The sequence below is a fragment of the Tardiphaga sp. OK246 genome, from assembly GCF_900188215.1.
GTDB lineage: Bacteria > Pseudomonadota > Alphaproteobacteria > Rhizobiales > Xanthobacteraceae > Tardiphaga > Tardiphaga robiniae.
This window is the reverse complement of the sequence record NZ_FZOX01000005.1, coordinates 167,671-184,842: the sequence shown is the minus strand read 5'-3', so window position 1 is coordinate 184,842 and position 17,172 is coordinate 167,671. Positions and strand designations below refer to the sequence as shown.

The following is a 17,172-nucleotide window of genomic DNA, read 5'->3' as shown; positions in this document are numbered from 1 at the left end:
GGGACACGACCATGATCAGAAAAATTCGCTCCCTCATCATTCCCGGCGTCGACAAGAATCTCCTCGTCAAGGATGCCACCAAACTGATGCCCGATCTGTCGCGCCGCCGTTTCATCGCGTCGGGTGCAAGCTTCGGCGCATTGACTTTGCTCACCGGCTGCGACGTGAGTGACAGTCTCTCGGCTGAAAACCTGCTGACGCATATGTCCAAGTTCAACGACATGGTTCAGGCCCGAATCTTCAATCCGAACACGCTGGCGCCGACCTATTCCGAGAAAGACATCAAGCGTCCGTTCCCGTTCAACGCCTTCTACGCCGAGGACGACGCACCGAATGTGGACGGCAAGGAGTGGAAGCTCGAAGTCTCCGGTCTGGTGCAGGACAAGAGGTCCTGGACGCTGGATGAACTGCACAAGCTGCCGGAAGTATCGCAGATCACCCGCCATATCTGCGTGGAAGGCTGGAGCGCCATCGGCTCCTGGCAGGGCACGCCGCTGCGCGACTTCCTCAAGCTGGTCGGCGCGGACACCAATGCAAAGTGGGTCCATTTCCGCTGCGCCGAGGACTATACGAGCTCACTCGATATGCCCACGGCCATGCATTCGCAAACGCAGATGACCTTCAAGTTCGACAACCAGCTTCTGCCGCGGGCCTATGGTTTCCCAATGAAGATCCGCGTACCGACCAAACTCGGATTCAAGAATCCGAAATACGTCGTCGCGATGGAAGTCACCAACGACTACAAGGGCGGCTATTGGGAAGATCAGGGCTATAACGATTTCAGCGGGAGCTGATTGGCTTCTGGAACATCGCCAGCACCGCACCGAACACCAGCGTCGCTGCTGAGACCACAAGAGCGGATGTGAGACTGCCGGTCGCGTCCGAAATGGCACCCACCGCGATCGGACCAAGAGTCTGGCCGATGCCGAACACGATCGTCACCGCCGCGATGGCCTTCGACCATGCCGCGCGAGGATAGTTGAAGCGCACGAAGGCCGTGGTTGCCGCAACCACCGCGAAGAATGCAACGCCGAAAATGGCGGCGGAGATGCCGAGCACCACAGGCGAATGCCCGAGCAGCGGCATCGCTGCGCCTACCGCATTGGTGCCGAGAATGATTGCCATGGCGCGGCCGCTCTGGCCACGCGCCAACACGTTACGCCACAGCCAGGGCGACGCGAACGAACTGACGCCAATCAGGCACCAGAACGCACTCTGCGCCACGGCGCTTCCGCCGCCATCGCGCACATAGGCAATCATGAAGGTCATGTAGGCAATATAGCCGGCGCCAAACATGAAATAGGCAATGAGGTAAATCCACATCGGGCGGATCGCGAGCGGCGCCTTGTCGTCCGTTGACGTGTCATCAGCCGCATCGACGCGCGGGCGCAACAGCGGCAGGCCGATCACGACCGATACGAGACCGAGGACCAACCACACGATCCACCAGGAGCCCGGACCAAAGCCCTGCAGCACGAACGGCGCGATCAGACCGGACAGGAGGATACCCATACCTGGCCCGGCATAAAACAGACTGAGCAGATAGGACGACCGTTCGGGATAAGCGAGGCCGATGGTGGCGGCGAGCGCGCCGCCGGCCACGAACGAAACCGCCGCGCCAAAACCGGTGACCAGCCGCGCGATGCTGAGCAGCGTAAAATCCACGGTGACGCCGCAAACGATGAGCGACAGGATGCAAGCAAGCGTACCGCCCTGAATCACCGCGATCAGACCGAAGCGCCTGCCGAGCCCGGCCGCAACCAGTGCGCCGGCGAGATAGCCCGCGGCGTTGACGGTATTCATGAAGCCGGCCGCCGAATAGGACCATTGCAGGCTGTCGCGCATATCGGGCAACACCAGCGAATAGGCAAAGCGGCCGATGCCGAGCCCGATGGCCGGCGCGAGCGACAGGACGAGTATCAGCCACGCCGGGTTAGGGCGCGCCGGGGAAGGCACAGATGACGTCACGGGAATCTCCGCTGTGTCAGCAATGTCGCAGGTTTCACGGCACCCGCAATCACCCCTTCGGCAACACTGTCTTGCCATTCCCGCAATGACGTCTTAGCACTCGCGGCAATCAGTAACGGATTGCAAGGGCACTTGAATATGGCAACGCACAAATTGCTGCTTCTCCCCGGCGACGGCATCGGCCCTGAAGTGATGGCCGAGGTGAAGCGCCTGATCGACTGGATCGATGCCCAGGGCATCGCCAAATTCACGATCGAGAACGGCCTGGTTGGCGGCGCCGCCTATGATGCCGACAAGCTCCCTATCACCGATGCCACAATGGCCAAGGCGGATGCCGCCGATGCCATCATCTTCGGCGCCGTCGGCGGCCCGAAGTGGGACAGCGTGCCTTATGAGCATCGCCCCGAGGCCGGCTTGCTGCGCCTGCGCAAGGATCTCGGCTTGTTCGCCAATCTGCGCCCAGCCGTGTGCTATCCCGCGCTGGCGGAATCATCGAGCCTGAAGCGTGAGGTCGTCGAGGGCCTCGACATCATGATCGTGCGCGAGCTCACAGGCGGCGTCTATTTCGGCGAACCGAAGACCATCACCGATCTCGGCAACGGCCAGAAGCGTGCCGTCGATACGCAGGTTTACGACACCTATGAAATCGAGCGCATCGCCCGCGTCGCTTTCGATCTGGCCCGCAAGCGCCAGAACAAAGTGACGTCGATGGAGAAGCGTAACGTCATGAAGTCGGGCGTGCTCTGGAACGAGGTTGTCACCCAGGTGCATGGCCGCGAATACAAGGACGTCACGCTCGAGCATCAGCTCGCCGATTCCGGCGGCATGAACCTCGTGAAGTGGCCGAAGCAGTTCGATGTCATCGTTACCGACAACCTGTTCGGTGACATGCTCTCCGACATCGCAGCGATGCTGACCGGCTCATTGGGCATGCTGCCCTCGGCCTCGCTCGGCGAAGTCGATGCCAAGACCAAAAAGCGCAAGGCAATGTATGAGCCCGTGCATGGTTCGGCGCCGGACATTGCCGGCAAGGGCATGGCCAATCCGCTGGCGATGATCGCCTCGTTCGGCATGGCGCTGCGTTACTCGCTGGACATGGGTGAGTTGGCCGACAAGGTCGACCAGGCCATCGCCGCGGTGCTGGCAAAGGGTCTGCGCACGGCCGATATCAAGTCGGAAGGGTCAACCGTGGTGAGCACATCCGGCATGGGCGAAGCACTGCTGAAGGAATTGCAGACGCTGCACGCTTAAGCGCGCTCGAACCTCTCCCACAAACAAAAAATGCCCGGCTGAGCCGGGCATTTTCGTATTTGGATGTCGCCACGCTCAGTAGAGCGGGAAGCGCTCGGGATAGCCGCCGAGATCCCACTGCGAGTTGAGCGGCTGGCGATCCAGCGGACGGTTGTTGTTGTCGCGGGCGAAAGAGTAGCCGGGCGGATAGGCATAGTCGGTGAACTTGCGGTCACCCGGGAGCACTTCGACGCCGGCATCGAGCCAGGAGCGACGCGTCACGTAAACGCGGGTGCGGCCCTGCTGATAGGACACGTTCGGGCCGCGCGCGCCATAAACAGCGTCACGGTCAGAAACACGAACCTTCTTCTTGGTGGCGGCATCGGCCGGCGAGACGGCAACGGCGGTCGCGATGACGGCAACCGTCGCGAACAACATGGCGAGAGTTTTCGCGGCGGGGAATTTCAAGGTCATCAGGTCCTCATTGCAGTCAGAAGATCGGCATTCAAAAGCCGAGTCGGCAAATCCGATTTGCGGTCAATTTAGCTGGCCGGGGTATCCGGCCACAAGGTCTATCCGGCCACAGTCGTCGATATAATGCGCGGTGTGGCCGAATGTTGCATGTAATCCAAGGTCTTGGTCCAACCCATCACGAAGAGGTCACAAGCTGCCGCGCAGCAGCGGGTTCTGGGCGCCGGTGACCCAATCGGCTGAAATGGCCGACAGTGCCGCACCGCTGATGCAGCCGGCCCGCTTCAAATCTGCCTGGGCAAAGGCCTCCTGCAGCCGGGGTTCATTGCCGGCGGTGAGCAGCACCAGCCGGTTCAGGGTGCAGGCGATCGCCGCCCGCCGCGCCGGCAGGCCGTCTCCCTGGCACGACCAGCCGGAAATCCTGAGATTGGCCACCTCCAGCGTCTTCATGAAGCCGAGGCAGCGCTTGTTGTCTTTCAGCCGGTCGGCAAAGCCCATCAGGGCGACCGGCCCGAACTTGCTGTCGATAATGCCCTCGCCCACCACCTCGCGAACGCCGCCGGGGTCCATGCGGCCCGCAATGTCCGCTGCCGGCGGACCTGCCCGCTCAGCCTCGGCACCAGGACGATACAATTCCAGCTCGGCCACCGGAGGTTCTCCGGGCGACGTCCAGCGCAGGATGTCCTTCCGACCCCCGTCGGGATGCCTCATGATCTCGTAAGACACTGTTTTACCTGACGAATCGAACTGACTGACGGCAAAAGCGGGATGGGAGCGGCTGGCGACACTCCAGCCAGCCTTGGCGGCTGGTTCGCTGCTGAGGTCGAATTCCAGTCCGTCGAAAACCGTAGCCGCGGCCATGACAACCAGTGCCAGCGCACCCATATACGCGAGCAGACGCACGGCGATGGCACCGCACTCGTCGGCAAAGCTCTGCAGGGCAGGATGGACACCTGCCGACTTTGGGTGGTGCGAAACCAAAATTGAACGCATCAACACACGCAAACACGCTTAGGACGTTGTCTTTGCGACGTTTCTCGCATAGAAGCGCGGCTCTTCCCTTTCCACGGTATGTGGGGGTGAAGCATTTTTCTTCGGAGAGTGAACGATGGGTTACAAAGTCGCGCTGGTCGGAGCGACCGGCAATGTCGGGCGTGAAATGCTCAGCATTCTGGATGAACGTAAATTCCCCGCTGACGAGGTCGTGGCGCTCGCGTCGCGCCGCAGCATGGGCGTTGAGGTTTCCTTCGGCGACAGAACCCTGAAATGCAAAGACCTCGCGACCTATGACTTCAGCGATGTCGATATCTGCCTGATGTCGGCTGGCGGAGCCGTGTCCAAGGAATGGTCGCCGAAGATCGGCGCGGCCGGTGCCGTCGTGATCGACAACTCGTCGACATGGCGCATGGACCCCGACGTGCCGCTGATCGTGCCGGAAGTGAATGCCTCTGCCGTTGATGGCTTCACCAAGAAGAACATCATCGCAAACCCGAACTGTTCGACTGCGCAGCTCGTGGTGGCGCTGAAGCCGCTGCATGACAAGGCGACCATCAAGCGCGTCGTCGTCTCGACCTATCAGTCGGTGTCGGGCGCCGGCAAGGATGCGATGGACGAGTTGTTCTCGCAGACCAAGGCCGTCTACACCAACAGCGAGCTGGTCAATAACAAATTCCCGAAGCGTATCGCCTTCAACGTCATCCCGCAGATCGACGTGTTCATGGAGGACGGCTACACCAAGGAAGAGTGGAAGATGATGATGGAGACCAAGAAGATTCTTGATCCCAAAATCAAAATGTCCGCGACCTGCGTGCGCGTGCCGGTGTTCGTCGGCCACTCGGAAGCGGTCAACATCGAATTCGAGAACCCGATCTCGGAAGATGAAGCCCGTGACATCCTGCGTAATGCGCCAGGCTGCCTCGTGATCGACAAGCGCGAGCCGGGTGGCTACGTGACGCCCTATGAAGCCGCAGGCGAAGACGCCACCTATATCAGCCGCATCCGCACGGATTCGACGGTCGATAACGGTCTGGTTCTTTGGTGCGTGTCGGACAACCTGCGCAAGGGCGCGGCGCTCAACGCCGTACAGATCGCGGAATGCCTGATCAACCGCAAGCTGATCACGGCGAAGAAGAAGGCCGCGTAAGCGGACCTTCGATCTCCTACAATCAAAAGCCGGATGCTCAGCATCCGGCTTTTTTGTTTTACGCCACCGGCCGAAACTCTTTCGCGGCCTGATCGAGCACGGACAGCGAGCCGACAGCGACACCGAAGTAAGCGCCGTGCAATTCCAGCTCGCCGCTCTCGACCTTGCTGCTCACGAACGGGAACGTCATCAGGTTTTCCAGACTGCGGAACACGGCGGCCTTCTCGATACGGGTGACGAAATCCTGAAACGCCTCGTGCTCGCGGATCTCAACCTTCTCGTCGGGCTTGATGAACATCGACATCCAGCGGCCGATGAAGTCACCCGGTGATAGCGGCGCCGCATTGTCGACGAAAGCGCGGATGCCGCCGCATTGCGCGTGACCGAGGATGACGATGTGCTTCACCTTCAACACCTGCACCGCATATTCCAGCGCTGCCGAAACGCCATGGGCGCCGCCATCGGGCTGATAGACCGGCACCAGGTTGGCGATGTTGCGCACCACGAACAGTTCGCCGGGCGAAGCATCGAAGATGACCTCCGGCGACACGCGCGAGTCGCAGCAGCCGATCACCATGACTTCCGGCGACTGGCCCTTTTCCGATAATTCGCGGAAGCGCGACTGCTCGGTCGGCAATCGCTCCGACGTAAAGGTCTGGTAACCGGCAATGAGCTGCTTCGGAAATGATGTCATGGTCTGCCTCGTTCGGAGCATGATCCCGAAAAGTGGATACCGGTTTTCGCCGACAAACGGGGTCGTTTGTCGAGAGATCACGCTCAAACATACGGTCCCCACGGATAACCATAGGACGCCAGCGCGAACAAGCCTTCCGGGCGGCGGGCTGAAATGTTATCGCGGATGCCTGAATAACGAACAGGCCATAATCACAGGGAAATGACGCCATGATCCGTCCGCGCCGCAGCCATTTGTTCATGCCCGGCTCGAACCCGCGCGCGCTGGAAAAGGCCCGTACCGTGGCCGCTGACGGCATCATCCTCGACCTCGAAGACGCCGTGGCGCCGGACGCCAAGGGAACCGCGCGCGACGCCATCGCGCAGACGCTCAATGCCGGCGGCTTCGGCAAGCGCGAGGTCATCATCCGCATCAATGCGCTGGATTCGCCGTGGTGGATCGACGACGTGACCATGGCCGGCAAGGCCAAGCCCGATGGCATCCTGGTGCCGAAGATTTCCAGCGTCGAGGATCTCTCAGCCGTTGCTGATCGCCTGAGTGACATTGGCGCCGACATGTCGATCAAGGTCTGGGCCATGATCGAGACCTCGCGCGCCATCCTGCATGCGGAAGAACTCGCGGCCGCCTCGCGCGATTCCGAAAATCGCCTGGCCGGCTTCGTGTTCGGCCCCAACGACATCGCCCGCGAGACCCGCATCCGCATGATGCCCGGTCGCGCGGCAATGTTGCCGATGATCACGCATTGCGTGCTGGCGACGCGGTTGCATGGTCTCGAAATTCTCGATGGTCCCTACAGCAATTTCAGCGATACCGAGGGTTTCATCGCCGAAGCCGAACAGGGCCGCGACATCGGCTTCGACGGCAAGACGCTGATCCATCCGAGCCAGATCGAGGCCTGCAACAAGGTTTTCACGCCGCCGGACGACGAAGTTGCCCAAGCCCGCCGCATCATCGCCGCCTTCGAGCAGCCCGAGAATGCCAAGCGCGGCGCGATTCAGCTCGACGGCAAGATGGTCGAGCGGCTGCATGCGGACATGGCCAAGCGCACGATCGCGATCTCGGACGCGATTGCGGCGATGGGGAACTAGTACCAGTCAGCAACGACGCGCTTTCTTCACCCTCCCCCTTGCGGGGAGGGTGGCGCGTTGCGAGCGCAGCGAGCAGCACGACGGGTGGGGGTGCCACAGGCGATGCTCTCACGTGTGGCACCCCCACCCCGGCCTCCACCTGAACGATGCTTCGCATCGTCAGGTTCGGCCGACCCTCCCCCGCAAGGGGGAGGGATACCGCGGGCCGTTGCGCGAAATTTGTAGATTCAAAGGCTGATACTAACGAGCGCCAACCCACTCCGTCGCCCAGGCATAGAAACTCCCCGGCACCGGCGCTTCCTTCCCGCGCCCCTTCGGCGAAATATGAAAGCCCAATACTTCGGGATCGCCAATCAGCCCTGCAAAGTTCGACGGCTCGAAGAACAGCTTCGGCTCGGCATGAACCGCATAATACGACTTCCGCGGCAGCGCGTGATGCTGCGCGCCATGGCGCTTCGCCAGCGCCGTCAGCGATGCCGGGCCAAAGATCGCGACGCGGACGTCGCTCGCGCGCTTCGACCTGTCGCGCCATTTGCGCCATGCGAAAGCGAGGCGATGGCGCAATGACATCCAGTCTGGCGTCAACTCGTCCTGCCTGATCAGCGCCTCGAACGCCGCGACGATCGGATCGTCGGGCGGCAGATACAGCACCGAATTGCCGAGCTGACGTCGCTTCTCCCAGGCGAAATAGGGTTTTGCGGAATCGATCTCGATCGGCTTCAGCAACAGCACATCCGCGTCGAGCCAGAGGCCGAGACCTTCGGCCATCAGCCGGATGCGAAAGAAATCGCTGAACTGCAGTGGGGTCCAGCCAACCCACGCGCCATCGGGAGCTGATGGGCGCAGCCGCTCGGCGAAAGCCCGCGGCAACACGGCTTCCGCATCGGCATTGCTCACGCCATCCGGCAGATCGGTGATCGGTGCAAAACTGTAGAGCGTGACGCGATGGCCGGCCTCGACCTGCGACCTCAGGCACAGCCGGCGCAGCGCATCGAGCGGGCCCTCCCAAAAGGTGACGACGTCAGGAATCACGCGTCACCTTCCGAAGTGAGATCAGGCCCAGGCGCGTGCGGTCTTGAGCTTCTCTTCGTAGCTGTCGATGGAGGCCTTCTTCTCCATCGTCAGGCCGATATCGTCGAGACCGTTGAGCAGGCAGTGCTTGCGGAACGGATCGATTTCGAACTTCACCGTGCCACCGTCGGGGCCACGAATTTCCTGGTTCGGCAGATCGATGGTGATCGTCGCATTGGCGCCGCGCTCGGCATCGTCGAACAGCGCGTCGAGATCCTTCTGCGAGACGCGGATCGGCAGCACACCGTTCTTGAAGCAGTTGTTGTAGAAAATGTCGCCGAACGAGGTCGAGATCACGCAGCGGATGCCGAAATCCAGCAGCGCCCACGGCGCGTGTTCGCGCGACGAACCGCAGCCGAAATTATCGCCGGCCACCATGATCTTGGCATTGCGATAAGCCGGCTTGTTGAGCACGAAATCCGGGTTCTCGCTGCCGTCATCGAGGTAGCGCGCTTCCGAGAACAGGCCCTTGCCGAGACCGGTACGCTTGATGGTCTTCAGATACTGCTTCGGGATGATCATGTCGGTATCGACATTGATGATCTTCAGCGGCGCCGCGACGCCTTCCAGCGTGGTGAACTTGTCCATGAACGTATCCTCGGATTGAGCGGGCGTTTTAGCCCGATCGGGCGGCCCGTCCAAGGGTGATTTATGCAGGGCTAATCGGCGACGCCAGCCTCGATGGCCTCCATATCGGCGTCCGAGAGCCCGAAATGGTGGCCGATCTCGTGGATCAGCACATGGCGGACGATATGGCCGAGGGTTTCGTCGTGTTCGGCCCAGTAATCCAGGATCGGCCGGCGATATAGCCAGATCATGTTGGGCAACTGCCCGGTATTGTCCTGGCTCTGAAATGGCAGGCCGACACCCTGGAACAGGCCGAGCAGGTCGAATTCGGTCTCGGCCTGCATCTCCTCCAGCACCTCATCCGTCGGGAAATCATCGACCCGGATGATCACGCCCGCGCAGAGCTTGCGAAAATCCTCCGGCAGGAGGGCCAGCATGGCATGAGCCATATCCTCCATTTCCGCGAGATCGGGAGCTTTTGCCTGGTGCCACATGTTTCCCTGTCTAGCCAATTCCCATGACATGGCAATGCGCCGGCACAGGGCCGTCCCGGCGGTTGACGGGCGGGCGTCAATCGGAGACTTTGCGGCATTCTTTTGAAGCATGATCTCTCGACAAACGAACCCGTTTGTCGGTGAAACCCGGCATCCACTTTTCGGGATCATGCTTATGGCAGTTTGGGGCGAGACAATGCGGATCATGATGGCGGCACTGGGATTGGCGGTTGCGCTCGGCGGCTTGCCGATGGCGAACACCGCACAGGCGCAGACGGCCACACAGGTCGCCCAATCCGACGACAGCGTTCAGCCCCGCCGTGCGCGCCCGCGCGTTCGTATCTATCGCACCCCGGACGAACGCGGTGTCTATCCCAGCTACAATCCCGGCCCGAATGCCGTCCGCGATTGCACCGCCAATCTGGTGCAGGAATATCGCCCGAGCGGCACCGTGATCGTGCCGCGCATGAACTGCTACTGGCGCCGCGGCTGAGCCGACACTTCATACTTTGATTTTGAATAACGTCAGGCCGAGGCTTTGCAACTGCGGAGATGGCGTTCGCATGCGCTGAGCTTTCGTTCCAGCGATGCGTCACAAAACCCTGCGACATATCGCACCGAGCATATTCACATCGCGTTCACCTCCTGCGCCCTAGCGTCATGCACATGGGCGATGATCCATTCGTGAAGCTGCATCTCGACATGAACGCAGCAGACTCAGGAGAGAACACGTGAACGTGAAGAAATTTTTCGGCCTCGCCGCCATCGCAGGATTGCTGTTCGTCACAGCGCCGACACAGCAGGCAAATGCAGTCTCGCTGAACAGCCCGGGCATCGCATCGTCCGTACAGGGCGGTGAGAAGCTGACGACTGAGGTTCAGTATCGTCATCACCACAATGGCGGCTATCGCGGGCATCACGGCATGCGGCGTCACCACGGCTGGCATCGTCCGCATCACATCCGCCGCCATCATGGCTGGCACCGGCCGCACCATGTGCGTCGTCACGGCTGGCGCTACTGAGACTCCCTCTAAAGTCCAAACAGGCGTGCGCACGCGCGCCTGTTTTCTTTGACGAGATGTTGACCGCGTCGGTCTGTCGCGGGAAATCATTGCAGCTATATGCGTTATGGGGTGAAGGCGACGAAAGACGATCGATGGAAAGCGATCGAGGCAAGGAAAAATCATGAAGAACTGGGTAGGCGCAGCCATGCTGGCTGCAACACTTTCACTTGGTGGCGCATTGACCAGTGCCCCCGCAATGGCTGATGCACAGACGCCTCGAAAGGCTGCGGCAGACCACAAGGCAAAGGCCACGGACTTCAGCGCGCAGCGGCGCCATCGTCACTTTCACCACCGCCATCATCACTTCGGCCACCGGCACTACGGGTATCGCAGCTATTACGGCCCGCGTTATGGCTACGGATACGGCTATCGCCCGTACCGCTCATATTACGGCCCCGCCTATTACGGACGTCCCTATGCCTATCGCCCTGCTTACTACGGCGGATACGGCTACCGGCCCTACGGCTATTACGGCGGCTATCGTCCCTACGGCGCCTATGGTTACGGCCCGGGCGTCGGCTTCGGCGGAGGCCCTCTCAGCGTCGGCTTCAGCTTCGGCCGCTGGTAATTTCCGACATTATTAAACGACGTCGACAGGCGCCCTTTGCGGCGCCTGTCTTTTTGTACGCGCCGCGCGGCTTCCGCCTGCGTCATTCATGACGCGTTCAGATCGACATCCTTAATTTTCGGTCAAGGCGCGACAACTCACATGACATGACCATGCGCAAACGCACCGTTGGCGCAAGCGAAGATGTGCGTCATCAGGTTTGCGCGATCGAGTGTCCCATGCGCTGATCGAGGGAGGATGTTTCCAATGAGACATGTTCAAGATCGACAACCTGTCCTGAATCCCGATCGAGGTTTTGCGATCAGACAATTCATGACGCGCTCGCTCGGCGTGGCTGCCGCCGCAGCGATGATGATATCGCTGACGCCATCGGCACGGGCAGTCTCGCTGATCAATCCCGGCGCGGCACCCGCAGCCAAGCAGGCGAGCGACGCGCTACTCACGCAGGTCCAGCATCGCGGTGGACGCGGCGGCGGTGGCGGTGGCGGTTTCCGCGGTGGTGGCGGCGGTCACGCCTTTCATGGCGGAGGAGGCGGCGGATTTCGCGGTGGCGGCATGCCGGCGTTTCGTGGTGGAGGTGGCGGTGGAGGCTTCCGAGCCGCAGCGCCTGCGTTCCGCGGCGGAGGCGGTTTCCGTCCGGGCCCGGCCTTTGTCGGCGGCGGTTTCCGGCGTGGCCCCGTATTCCATGGCGGCGGCTATCGATACGCGGCGCCATTGATCGCCCGGCGCCCCTATTATGCGCCGGCGCGTTACTATGGCGCGCGCCATTACGGCTATCGCCGCCATTTCCGGCCGCATTATTACGGCTATGCACCGAGCTACTATTACGGCCCGCGCTACTACCAGCCGCGACGCTTCTGCCGCGTCGTCTGGACCTATTACGGCCCACGTAAGATCTGCCGTTATCGCCCCTGGCATCACCGCCACTGGCACCACCGGCGGCATTACCATCGCTTCAATATTTATTGGTGAGATGGGTCGGGTTGACTGAAGCGACTCTCCACACACTCCGTCATGGCCGAGCATAGCGCGAAGCGCGGCTTCGCTGGATGTCCCGGCCATCTACGCTTTGCTTGTTGCCAAAACGTGGATCCGCGGGTCAAACCCGCGGATGGCGACGGAGTGTAGTGCACGCGCCGGAGCTCACTCTCCGAGCTGAAACGCCTCGAACCGCCCGAGCTCTTCCTCGATGCGGCGCTTCCATTCCTTGCGCGGCGTTTTCGACTTCGCGCCATCACCGACCCAGCTCCATTGCTGCATCAGCAATTTGCGCTTCTGCCGATCGGTCTTGAGATCGACCGCTGCAACGATCTGATCATCCACCAGCACCGGCAGTGCGAAGTAGCCGAGCTGGCGTTTTTCCTTCGGCACATAGGCCTCGAAGCGATGGTCATGCCCGAAGAACAAATTGGTCCGCTTGCGCTGGATCACCAGGGGATCGAATGGCGACAGCACATGCACGAGCCCCGCCTCGCCCGGGCTGGTGTCCTCGATCGCCGCGGGCGTCGTCCAGTGCTCCTGCTTGCCGGCGCCATCGAGCGCGACGGCCATCAGCTCGCCCTTGCGCACACGGGCCTCGATCAGCTTGCGTATGCCGGCCTTGCTCGGTGCATCCAGGTGGCAGATCGAGTCCAGACTGACGATGCCCTGCGACCGCAGCGCGCGATCCAGCAGATAGGCGTATTTCTCCGTAGCACTCGCGGCTTTCGGCAGCGTCTCCCAGCCGAAATGCCGCAGCAGAAGATCATAGGTCTTCAGCATGCCCTGCCGTTCGGAGATCGTGAGATGCCCCTCATAAAACGCCAGCTGCAGCGCTCGCTTTGACGGCTTGCGGCTGGCCCATTCGTGATCCTTCTCGCGCAGCACATCGTCATCGATATCGCGGATCGACAGCGGGCCAGCCTTGGCCAGCCGCATCACCTTGCGCTTGTCCGCCGATGTCGTCGGTCGGCACATAGGCTAGCGCGTGGGTCCAGTATTCGAACACGCTCTTGTCATGGGTCTGCGCCTGCCTGAGATCCGCGCGTTTGTAGTTCGGAATCCGCGAGAACAGGATGTGATGATGGCTGCGCTCGATCACATTAATGGTGTCGATCTGCACATAGCCGAGATGCTGAACCGCGGCCTTCACCGCCTCCGCGCCATCGCCGAATGGCGCACGCGCATCGAGCCGTTGCGCGCGCAGCCAGATGCGGCGGGCGGCGGTGTTGGTGAGTGCGATGGGTTTGGCAGGTGTGCGGGGCATCGACAGCGTTCAACATGGCTCATAAAAAGACGGCCTGCATCAGCAGGCCGTCGATCTTATCGAGGATGTACCGCCGTGTGCAGCTAGATTAGTGCCACTCGCGGATATCGACGAAGTGTCCCGCGATCGCAGCCGCAGCCGCCATCGCCGGCGACACCAGATGGGTGCGACCCTTGTGGCCTTGACGACCCTCGAAGTTGCGGTTCGAGGTGGCGGCGCAGCGTTCTTCCGGCGCCAGCTTGTCGGGGTTCATCGCCAAGCACATGGAGCAGCCCGGCTCGCGCCATTCGAAGCCGGCCTTCAGGAAGATCTTGTCGAGGCCTTCAGCTTCCGCTTGTTCCTTCACCAGACCCGAGCCCGGCACGATCATCGCCGAGACATGGCCGTTGACGATCTTGCCGTCGACGACCTTGGCCGCGGCGCGCAAATCCTCGATGCGGCCATTGGTGCAGGAGCCGATGAACACACGATCCAGCTTGATGTCGGTGATTTTCGTACCTGCGGTCAGACCCATATAGGCCAGCGCACGCTCCTTGGAGAGACGCTTTGCTTCATCCGCGATGTCGGCGGGGTTCGGCACCTTGCCGGAGATCGAGATGACGTCCTCGGGCGAGGTGCCCCAGGTGACGATCGGCGGCAGCTTCGCCGCATCGAGACGGATCTCGTGATCGAAATGCGCGCCTTCGTCGGAGAGCAGTGTTTCCCAATAGCGCACGGCCTGTTCCCACATCTCGCCTTTCGGCGACATCGGACGACCTTTCAGGAATTCATAGGCCTTCTCGTCGGGCGCGATCAGGCCGGCACGGGCGCCGCCCTCGATGGACATGTTGCAGACCGTCATGCGGCCTTCCATCGACAGAGCGCGGATCGCCTCGCCGGCGTATTCCAGCACATAGCCGGTGCCGCCGGCGGTACCGATTTCGCCGATGATGGCCAGGATGATGTCCTTGCCGGTGACACCGTCGGGCAATTTGCCGTCGACGGTAGCGCGCATGTTCTTCGCCTTCTTCTGGATCAGCGTCTGCGTCGCCAGCACGTGCTCGACTTCCGACGTACCGATGCCATGCGCCAGCGCGCCGAATGCGCCATGCGTCGAGGTGTGGCTGTCGCCGCAAACGATCGTCGTTCCCGGCAGCGTAAAGCCCTGCTCGGGGCCGATGACGTGAACGATGCCCTGACGCTTGTCGAACTCGTTGTAATATTCGATGCCGAATTCACGCACGTTCTCGGCCAAAGTCGCGATCTGCTCGGTGCTTTCCGGATCGGGATTGGGCTTGGTGCGATCGGTGGTCGGCACGTTGTGATCGACGACGGCGAGCGTCTTCTCTGGCGCATGCACACGGCGGCCGGCGGCACGCAGGCCTTCGAACGCCTGCGGGCTCGTCACTTCGTGCACCAGATGGCGATCGATATAGAGCAGGCAGGTGCCGTCAGCGGCTTCCTCGACCAAATGGTCGTTCCAGATCTTGTCGTACAGGGTGGTCGGCTTTGCAGAGTCAGTCATGAGATCAGGCCTCAAAAGAAAACGTGGGCCAGTTGCGTGCTGCTAAATGATTCGCCGCATCGACGGCGCAAAGCGAGCAACTGAGAAACGGGAAAAGAAACGCGTGAGATTGCTCACGCGCTTCTAAGCGCGCCCACGATCGACGTGGTGAAGCGACCGAAGAAGCGACCGGGCAGCCGACTATGATCGTCGATGACGATGCGCAAAGCGTGCTGGTGCAGGTCTAGAAACATTCCAGTCATATAGCACTCAGCGATCACGACGCCAATGCGACGGAGGTATGCAGTCTTCACGTAACAAAAAAGCGCGGCTTGCGCCGCGCTTTTCGTCTCGCACATTCGATGATGCGGAAAATTACTTAGCTGCAGCCACAGCCGCGACCTTGGCCGGACGCTCGGTCTTCTTCTCGACGATGCGGGCCGACTTGCCGCGCAGATCGCGCAGGTAATACAGCTTGGCGCGACGCACCTTGCCGCGACGCACAACCTTGATCGAGTCGATCATCGGGGAGAGCAGCGGGAACACGCGCTCGACACCCTCGCCGTAGGAAATCTTGCGAACGGTGAAGCTCTCATTGATGCCACCGCCGTTACGGCCGATGCAGACGCCTTCATAGGCCTGCACGCGGGAGCGCTCGCCTTCGACAACCTTCACGTTGACGATGAGGGTGTCGCCGGGACCGAATTCCGGGATCGACTTGGTGGCGGAAAGGCGGTCGAACTGCTCTTTTTCAAGCGTCTGAATCAGGTTCATCGAAAATCTCCATCGGCGGCGCGCCCAGATGTTGCGCGGGCTGCGCTCGAAACTCTTACCCTGCCATTGCACGGATTTGGCGCTGCTATACGGGAAAGCGAAGCCGTTGTCACCGTCTCTGTCACTCGCCCGTCGTGATTTTTGGCGGTTTTCGCTTTCTGCCCGATTCCGGGGCTTTCGGGCGAGCCGCCCATAAATCGGGCCGGCGCTCCGCGGTCAGCGCCTCCGCCTCGGCCAGCCGCCATTTGGCCACCTTCGCATGGTCGCCGGAAATCAGGACATCCGGGATCTGGCGGCCCTCGAAGGTCTGCGGGCGAGTGTATTGCGGGTATTCCAGTAGCCCGTCGGAGAAACTCTCGTCGGTTCCAGACGCTAACTTACCCATGACCCCCGGCAGAAGCCGGACGCAGGCGTCAATCAGCGTCATGGCGGCGATTTCGCCGCCGGACAGCACATAATCGCCGATCGAGACTTCCTCGAGCCCTCGCGCGTCGATGACGCGCTGATCGATGCCCTCGAAGCGGCCACAGACGATCAGCGGCCCCGGCCCGGCCGCCAGCTCCGCCACTCGCGCCTGGGTCAATGGCCGACCACGCGGGCTCATGACGAGCCTGGGGCGATCCTGCGCATCCGCCGCATCGATCGCCGCCGCCAGCACGTCAGCCCGCAGCACCATGCCCGGCCCGCCGCCGGCCGGCGTGTCATCGACGCTGCGATGCTTGTCGGTGGCCGAGGCACGGATATCCCGTGCCTCCAGCACCCACAGGCCGGAAGCCAGCGCCTTGCCAGCAAGGCTGATGCCGAGCGGACCCGGAAACATCTCCGGAAACAGCGTCAGCACCGTCGCGCGCCATGGCGCGGATGAAGGATCGGAAGTCATGGCCTTCCATCGCGCGTCCGGCGCGAGGCGTCAAACCCCGGCGATCGCCGCGTCAGGCCGCCGACATCTGCTCGCTGGTGTCACCGGCATCGAAGGCGGCGCGAGCGGCCTTGATCTCCGCGAAGCTGCGCTCAGCCCAGTCGATCAGGCCGGCCAGCGGCCCGAGGGCCGATTGTCCGAGCGGCGACAGCCGATATTCGACCGAAGGCAGAGCGACAAAACAGTCCCATACGTTCGTCTGCCGGAAGCCGAATTCAAGGCCATCATGTTCAATGCGGGCCTTCCGGAAGAACTCGCGGATCTGATCGCGACGTCAAACACGGCGGCAGCCGACGGCGCGCTGTTCGATGACAGCCATACGCTGAGTAAGCTGATCGGGCGGAAGACGACGCCGTTCGCAGCAACGATAGCGGAGGCGTTGAAAGCGTAAAC

Annotated in this window: 19 protein-coding genes and 1 pseudogene; 9 read left to right on the top strand and 11 right to left on the bottom strand. The window is 61.7% G+C overall.

The genetic code is table 11. From position 1 onward, the window contains the following. Positions 1-11 precede the first annotated feature (11 nt). The gene (locus tag CHC01_RS22340; protein WP_089266490.1) at positions 12-794 is read left to right on the top strand and encodes a molybdopterin-dependent oxidoreductase; all 783 of its coding nucleotides are present in this window, start codon (positions 12-14) and stop codon (positions 792-794) included. Here the strand turns inward: CHC01_RS22340 and CHC01_RS22335 are convergent. Next, complete coding sequence (locus CHC01_RS22335; protein WP_244558483.1) at positions 781-1,968, bottom strand: YbfB/YjiJ family MFS transporter; 1,188 nt, start codon at positions 1,966-1,968, stop codon at positions 781-783. The two genes, CHC01_RS22340 and CHC01_RS22335, sit on opposite strands and share 14 nt — an antisense overlap. A 138-nt stretch (positions 1,969-2,106) precedes the next feature. Here CHC01_RS22335 and leuB point away from each other — a divergent pair, with 138 nt between their 5' ends. Beyond that, positions 2,107-3,219 carry a 3-isopropylmalate dehydrogenase gene (gene leuB / locus CHC01_RS22330; RefSeq protein ID WP_089266487.1) on the top strand — a complete coding sequence of 371 codons (1,113 nt, stop codon included), beginning with the start codon at positions 2,107-2,109 and terminating at the stop codon, positions 3,217-3,219. A 75-nt stretch (positions 3,220-3,294) separates the two neighbouring features. On the opposite strand, the gene CHC01_RS22325 is transcribed toward leuB, so the two are convergent. Both CHC01_RS22325 and CHC01_RS22320 read right to left on the bottom strand, forming a co-directional pair. Beyond that, positions 3,295-3,672: a hypothetical protein gene (locus CHC01_RS22325; protein ID WP_089266485.1), complete on the bottom strand. Its 378-nt coding sequence runs from the start codon at positions 3,670-3,672 to the stop codon at positions 3,295-3,297. Positions 3,673-3,858: 186 nt separating this feature from the next. Then, positions 3,859-4,662 carry a hypothetical protein gene (locus tag CHC01_RS22320; RefSeq protein WP_089266484.1) on the bottom strand — a complete coding sequence of 268 codons (804 nt, stop codon included), beginning with the start codon at positions 4,660-4,662 and terminating at the stop codon, positions 3,859-3,861. 115 nt (positions 4,663-4,777) lie between these two features. On the opposite strand from CHC01_RS22320, the gene CHC01_RS22315 reads away from it, so the two are divergent. Beyond that, positions 4,778-5,812, top strand: coding sequence for an aspartate-semialdehyde dehydrogenase (locus CHC01_RS22315; protein WP_068737914.1), 1,035 nt, complete (start codon positions 4,778-4,780; stop codon positions 5,810-5,812). A gap of 58 nt (positions 5,813-5,870) precedes the next feature. Here the strand turns inward: CHC01_RS22315 and CHC01_RS22310 are convergent, their stop codons facing one another. After that, positions 5,871-6,506, bottom strand: a complete 636-nt coding sequence (locus tag CHC01_RS22310; protein WP_068737916.1) for a carbonic anhydrase — start codon at positions 6,504-6,506, stop codon at positions 5,871-5,873. Positions 6,507-6,715: 209 nt separating this feature from the next. Here CHC01_RS22310 and CHC01_RS22305 point away from each other — a divergent pair, with 209 nt between their 5' ends. Continuing rightward, on the top strand, positions 6,716-7,594 hold the full coding sequence (locus CHC01_RS22305) for an HpcH/HpaI aldolase/citrate lyase family protein (RefSeq protein ID WP_089266483.1): 879 nt from the start codon (positions 6,716-6,718) through the stop codon (positions 7,592-7,594). Between the two features lie 240 nt (positions 7,595-7,834). On the opposite strand, the gene CHC01_RS22300 is transcribed toward CHC01_RS22305, so the two are convergent. From CHC01_RS22300 to CHC01_RS22290, 3 genes are all read right to left on the bottom strand, one after another. Further along, on the bottom strand, positions 7,835-8,626 hold the full coding sequence (locus CHC01_RS22300; RefSeq protein ID WP_089266481.1) for a glycosyltransferase family 32 protein: 792 nt from the start codon (positions 8,624-8,626) through the stop codon (positions 7,835-7,837). A gap of 21 nt (positions 8,627-8,647) precedes the next feature. Next, the gene (leuD, locus tag CHC01_RS22295; RefSeq protein WP_089266479.1) at positions 8,648-9,253 is read right to left on the bottom strand and encodes a 3-isopropylmalate dehydratase small subunit; all 606 of its coding nucleotides are present in this window, start codon (positions 9,251-9,253) and stop codon (positions 8,648-8,650) included. Positions 9,254-9,324: 71 nt separating this feature from the next. Beyond that, complete coding sequence (locus CHC01_RS22290; RefSeq protein WP_089266478.1) at positions 9,325-9,726, bottom strand: metallopeptidase family protein; 402 nt, start codon at positions 9,724-9,726, stop codon at positions 9,325-9,327. Positions 9,727-9,931: 205 nt separating this feature from the next. Between CHC01_RS22290 and CHC01_RS22285 the strand changes: the two genes are divergently transcribed. From CHC01_RS22285 to CHC01_RS32710, 4 genes are all read left to right on the top strand, one after another. Then, positions 9,932-10,219, top strand: coding sequence for a hypothetical protein (locus tag CHC01_RS22285; protein WP_374725621.1), 288 nt, complete (start codon positions 9,932-9,934; stop codon positions 10,217-10,219). A gap of 238 nt (positions 10,220-10,457) precedes the next feature. After that, complete coding sequence (locus CHC01_RS22280; protein WP_349636627.1) at positions 10,458-10,748, top strand: hypothetical protein; 291 nt, start codon at positions 10,458-10,460, stop codon at positions 10,746-10,748. A gap of 163 nt (positions 10,749-10,911) precedes the next feature. Then, positions 10,912-11,358 carry a hypothetical protein gene (locus CHC01_RS22275; RefSeq protein WP_089266475.1) on the top strand — a complete coding sequence of 149 codons (447 nt, stop codon included), beginning with the start codon at positions 10,912-10,914 and terminating at the stop codon, positions 11,356-11,358. Positions 11,359-11,670: 312 nt separating this feature from the next. Then, complete coding sequence (locus CHC01_RS32710) at positions 11,671-12,330, top strand: hypothetical protein (protein ID WP_176454684.1); 660 nt, start codon at positions 11,671-11,673, stop codon at positions 12,328-12,330. Between the two features lie 171 nt (positions 12,331-12,501). Here CHC01_RS32710 and CHC01_RS22265 read toward each other — a convergent pair. The 4 genes and pseudogenes from CHC01_RS22265 to trmD all read right to left on the bottom strand — a co-directional run bounded on the left by CHC01_RS22265 (position 12,502) and on the right by trmD (position 16,740). Continuing rightward, positions 12,502-13,603: pseudogene (locus CHC01_RS22265) on the bottom strand (winged helix-turn-helix domain-containing protein). A gap of 88 nt (positions 13,604-13,691) precedes the next feature. Further along, positions 13,692-15,107, bottom strand: coding sequence for a 3-isopropylmalate dehydratase large subunit (gene leuC / locus CHC01_RS22260; RefSeq protein ID WP_089266473.1), 1,416 nt, complete (start codon positions 15,105-15,107; stop codon positions 13,692-13,694). A gap of 354 nt (positions 15,108-15,461) precedes the next feature. Further along, positions 15,462-15,860: a 50S ribosomal protein L19 gene (gene rplS / locus CHC01_RS22250; protein WP_089266471.1), complete on the bottom strand. Its 399-nt coding sequence runs from the start codon at positions 15,858-15,860 to the stop codon at positions 15,462-15,464. A 121-nt stretch (positions 15,861-15,981) separates the two neighbouring features. Then, positions 15,982-16,740 carry a tRNA (guanosine(37)-N1)-methyltransferase TrmD gene (trmD, locus tag CHC01_RS22245; protein ID WP_089266469.1) on the bottom strand — a complete coding sequence of 253 codons (759 nt, stop codon included), beginning with the start codon at positions 16,738-16,740 and terminating at the stop codon, positions 15,982-15,984. On the opposite strand from trmD, the gene CHC01_RS32705 reads away from it, so the two are divergent. Beyond that, positions 16,739-17,170, top strand: a complete 432-nt coding sequence (locus tag CHC01_RS32705; RefSeq protein WP_176454683.1) for a Rossmann-fold NAD(P)-binding domain-containing protein — start codon at positions 16,739-16,741, stop codon at positions 17,168-17,170. The two genes, trmD and CHC01_RS32705, sit on opposite strands and share 2 nt — an antisense overlap. Positions 17,171-17,172: the final 2 nt, after the last annotated feature.

Excerpts from the sequence above, each read along its gene's own strand:
- CHC01_RS22340 (WP_089266490.1), top strand. The coding sequence starts at position 12 with ATGATCAGAAAAATTCGCTCCCTCATCATTCCCGGCGTCGACAAGAAT.
- leuB (WP_089266487.1), top strand. The coding sequence starts at position 2,107 with ATGGCAACGCACAAATTGCTGCTTCTCCCCGGCGACGGCATCGGCCCT.
- CHC01_RS22325 (WP_089266485.1), bottom strand. The coding sequence starts at position 3,672 with ATGACCTTGAAATTCCCCGCCGCGAAAACTCTCGCCATGTTGTTCGCG.
- CHC01_RS22320 (WP_089266484.1), bottom strand. The coding sequence starts at position 4,662 with ATGCGTTCAATTTTGGTTTCGCACCACCCAAAGTCGGCAGGTGTCCAT.
- CHC01_RS22315 (WP_068737914.1), top strand. The coding sequence starts at position 4,778 with ATGGGTTACAAAGTCGCGCTGGTCGGAGCGACCGGCAATGTCGGGCGT.
- CHC01_RS22310 (WP_068737916.1), bottom strand. The coding sequence starts at position 6,506 with ATGACATCATTTCCGAAGCAGCTCATTGCCGGTTACCAGACCTTTACG.
- CHC01_RS22305 (WP_089266483.1), top strand. The coding sequence starts at position 6,716 with ATGATCCGTCCGCGCCGCAGCCATTTGTTCATGCCCGGCTCGAACCCG.
- leuD (WP_089266479.1), bottom strand. The coding sequence starts at position 9,253 with ATGGACAAGTTCACCACGCTGGAAGGCGTCGCGGCGCCGCTGAAGATC.
- CHC01_RS22290 (WP_089266478.1), bottom strand. The coding sequence starts at position 9,726 with ATGTGGCACCAGGCAAAAGCTCCCGATCTCGCGGAAATGGAGGATATG.
- CHC01_RS22285 (WP_374725621.1), top strand. The coding sequence starts at position 9,932 with ATGATGGCGGCACTGGGATTGGCGGTTGCGCTCGGCGGCTTGCCGATG.
- CHC01_RS22275 (WP_089266475.1), top strand. The coding sequence starts at position 10,912 with ATGAAGAACTGGGTAGGCGCAGCCATGCTGGCTGCAACACTTTCACTT.
- CHC01_RS32710 (WP_176454684.1), top strand. The coding sequence starts at position 11,671 with ATGACGCGCTCGCTCGGCGTGGCTGCCGCCGCAGCGATGATGATATCG.
- leuC (WP_089266473.1), bottom strand. The coding sequence starts at position 15,107 with ATGACTGACTCTGCAAAGCCGACCACCCTGTACGACAAGATCTGGAAC.
- rplS (WP_089266471.1), bottom strand. The coding sequence starts at position 15,860 with ATGAACCTGATTCAGACGCTTGAAAAAGAGCAGTTCGACCGCCTTTCC.
- CHC01_RS32705 (WP_176454683.1), top strand. The coding sequence starts at position 16,739 with ATGGCCTTCCATCGCGCGTCCGGCGCGAGGCGTCAAACCCCGGCGATC.
- trmD (WP_089266469.1), bottom strand. The coding sequence starts at position 16,740 with ATGACTTCCGATCCTTCATCCGCGCCATGGCGCGCGACGGTGCTGACG.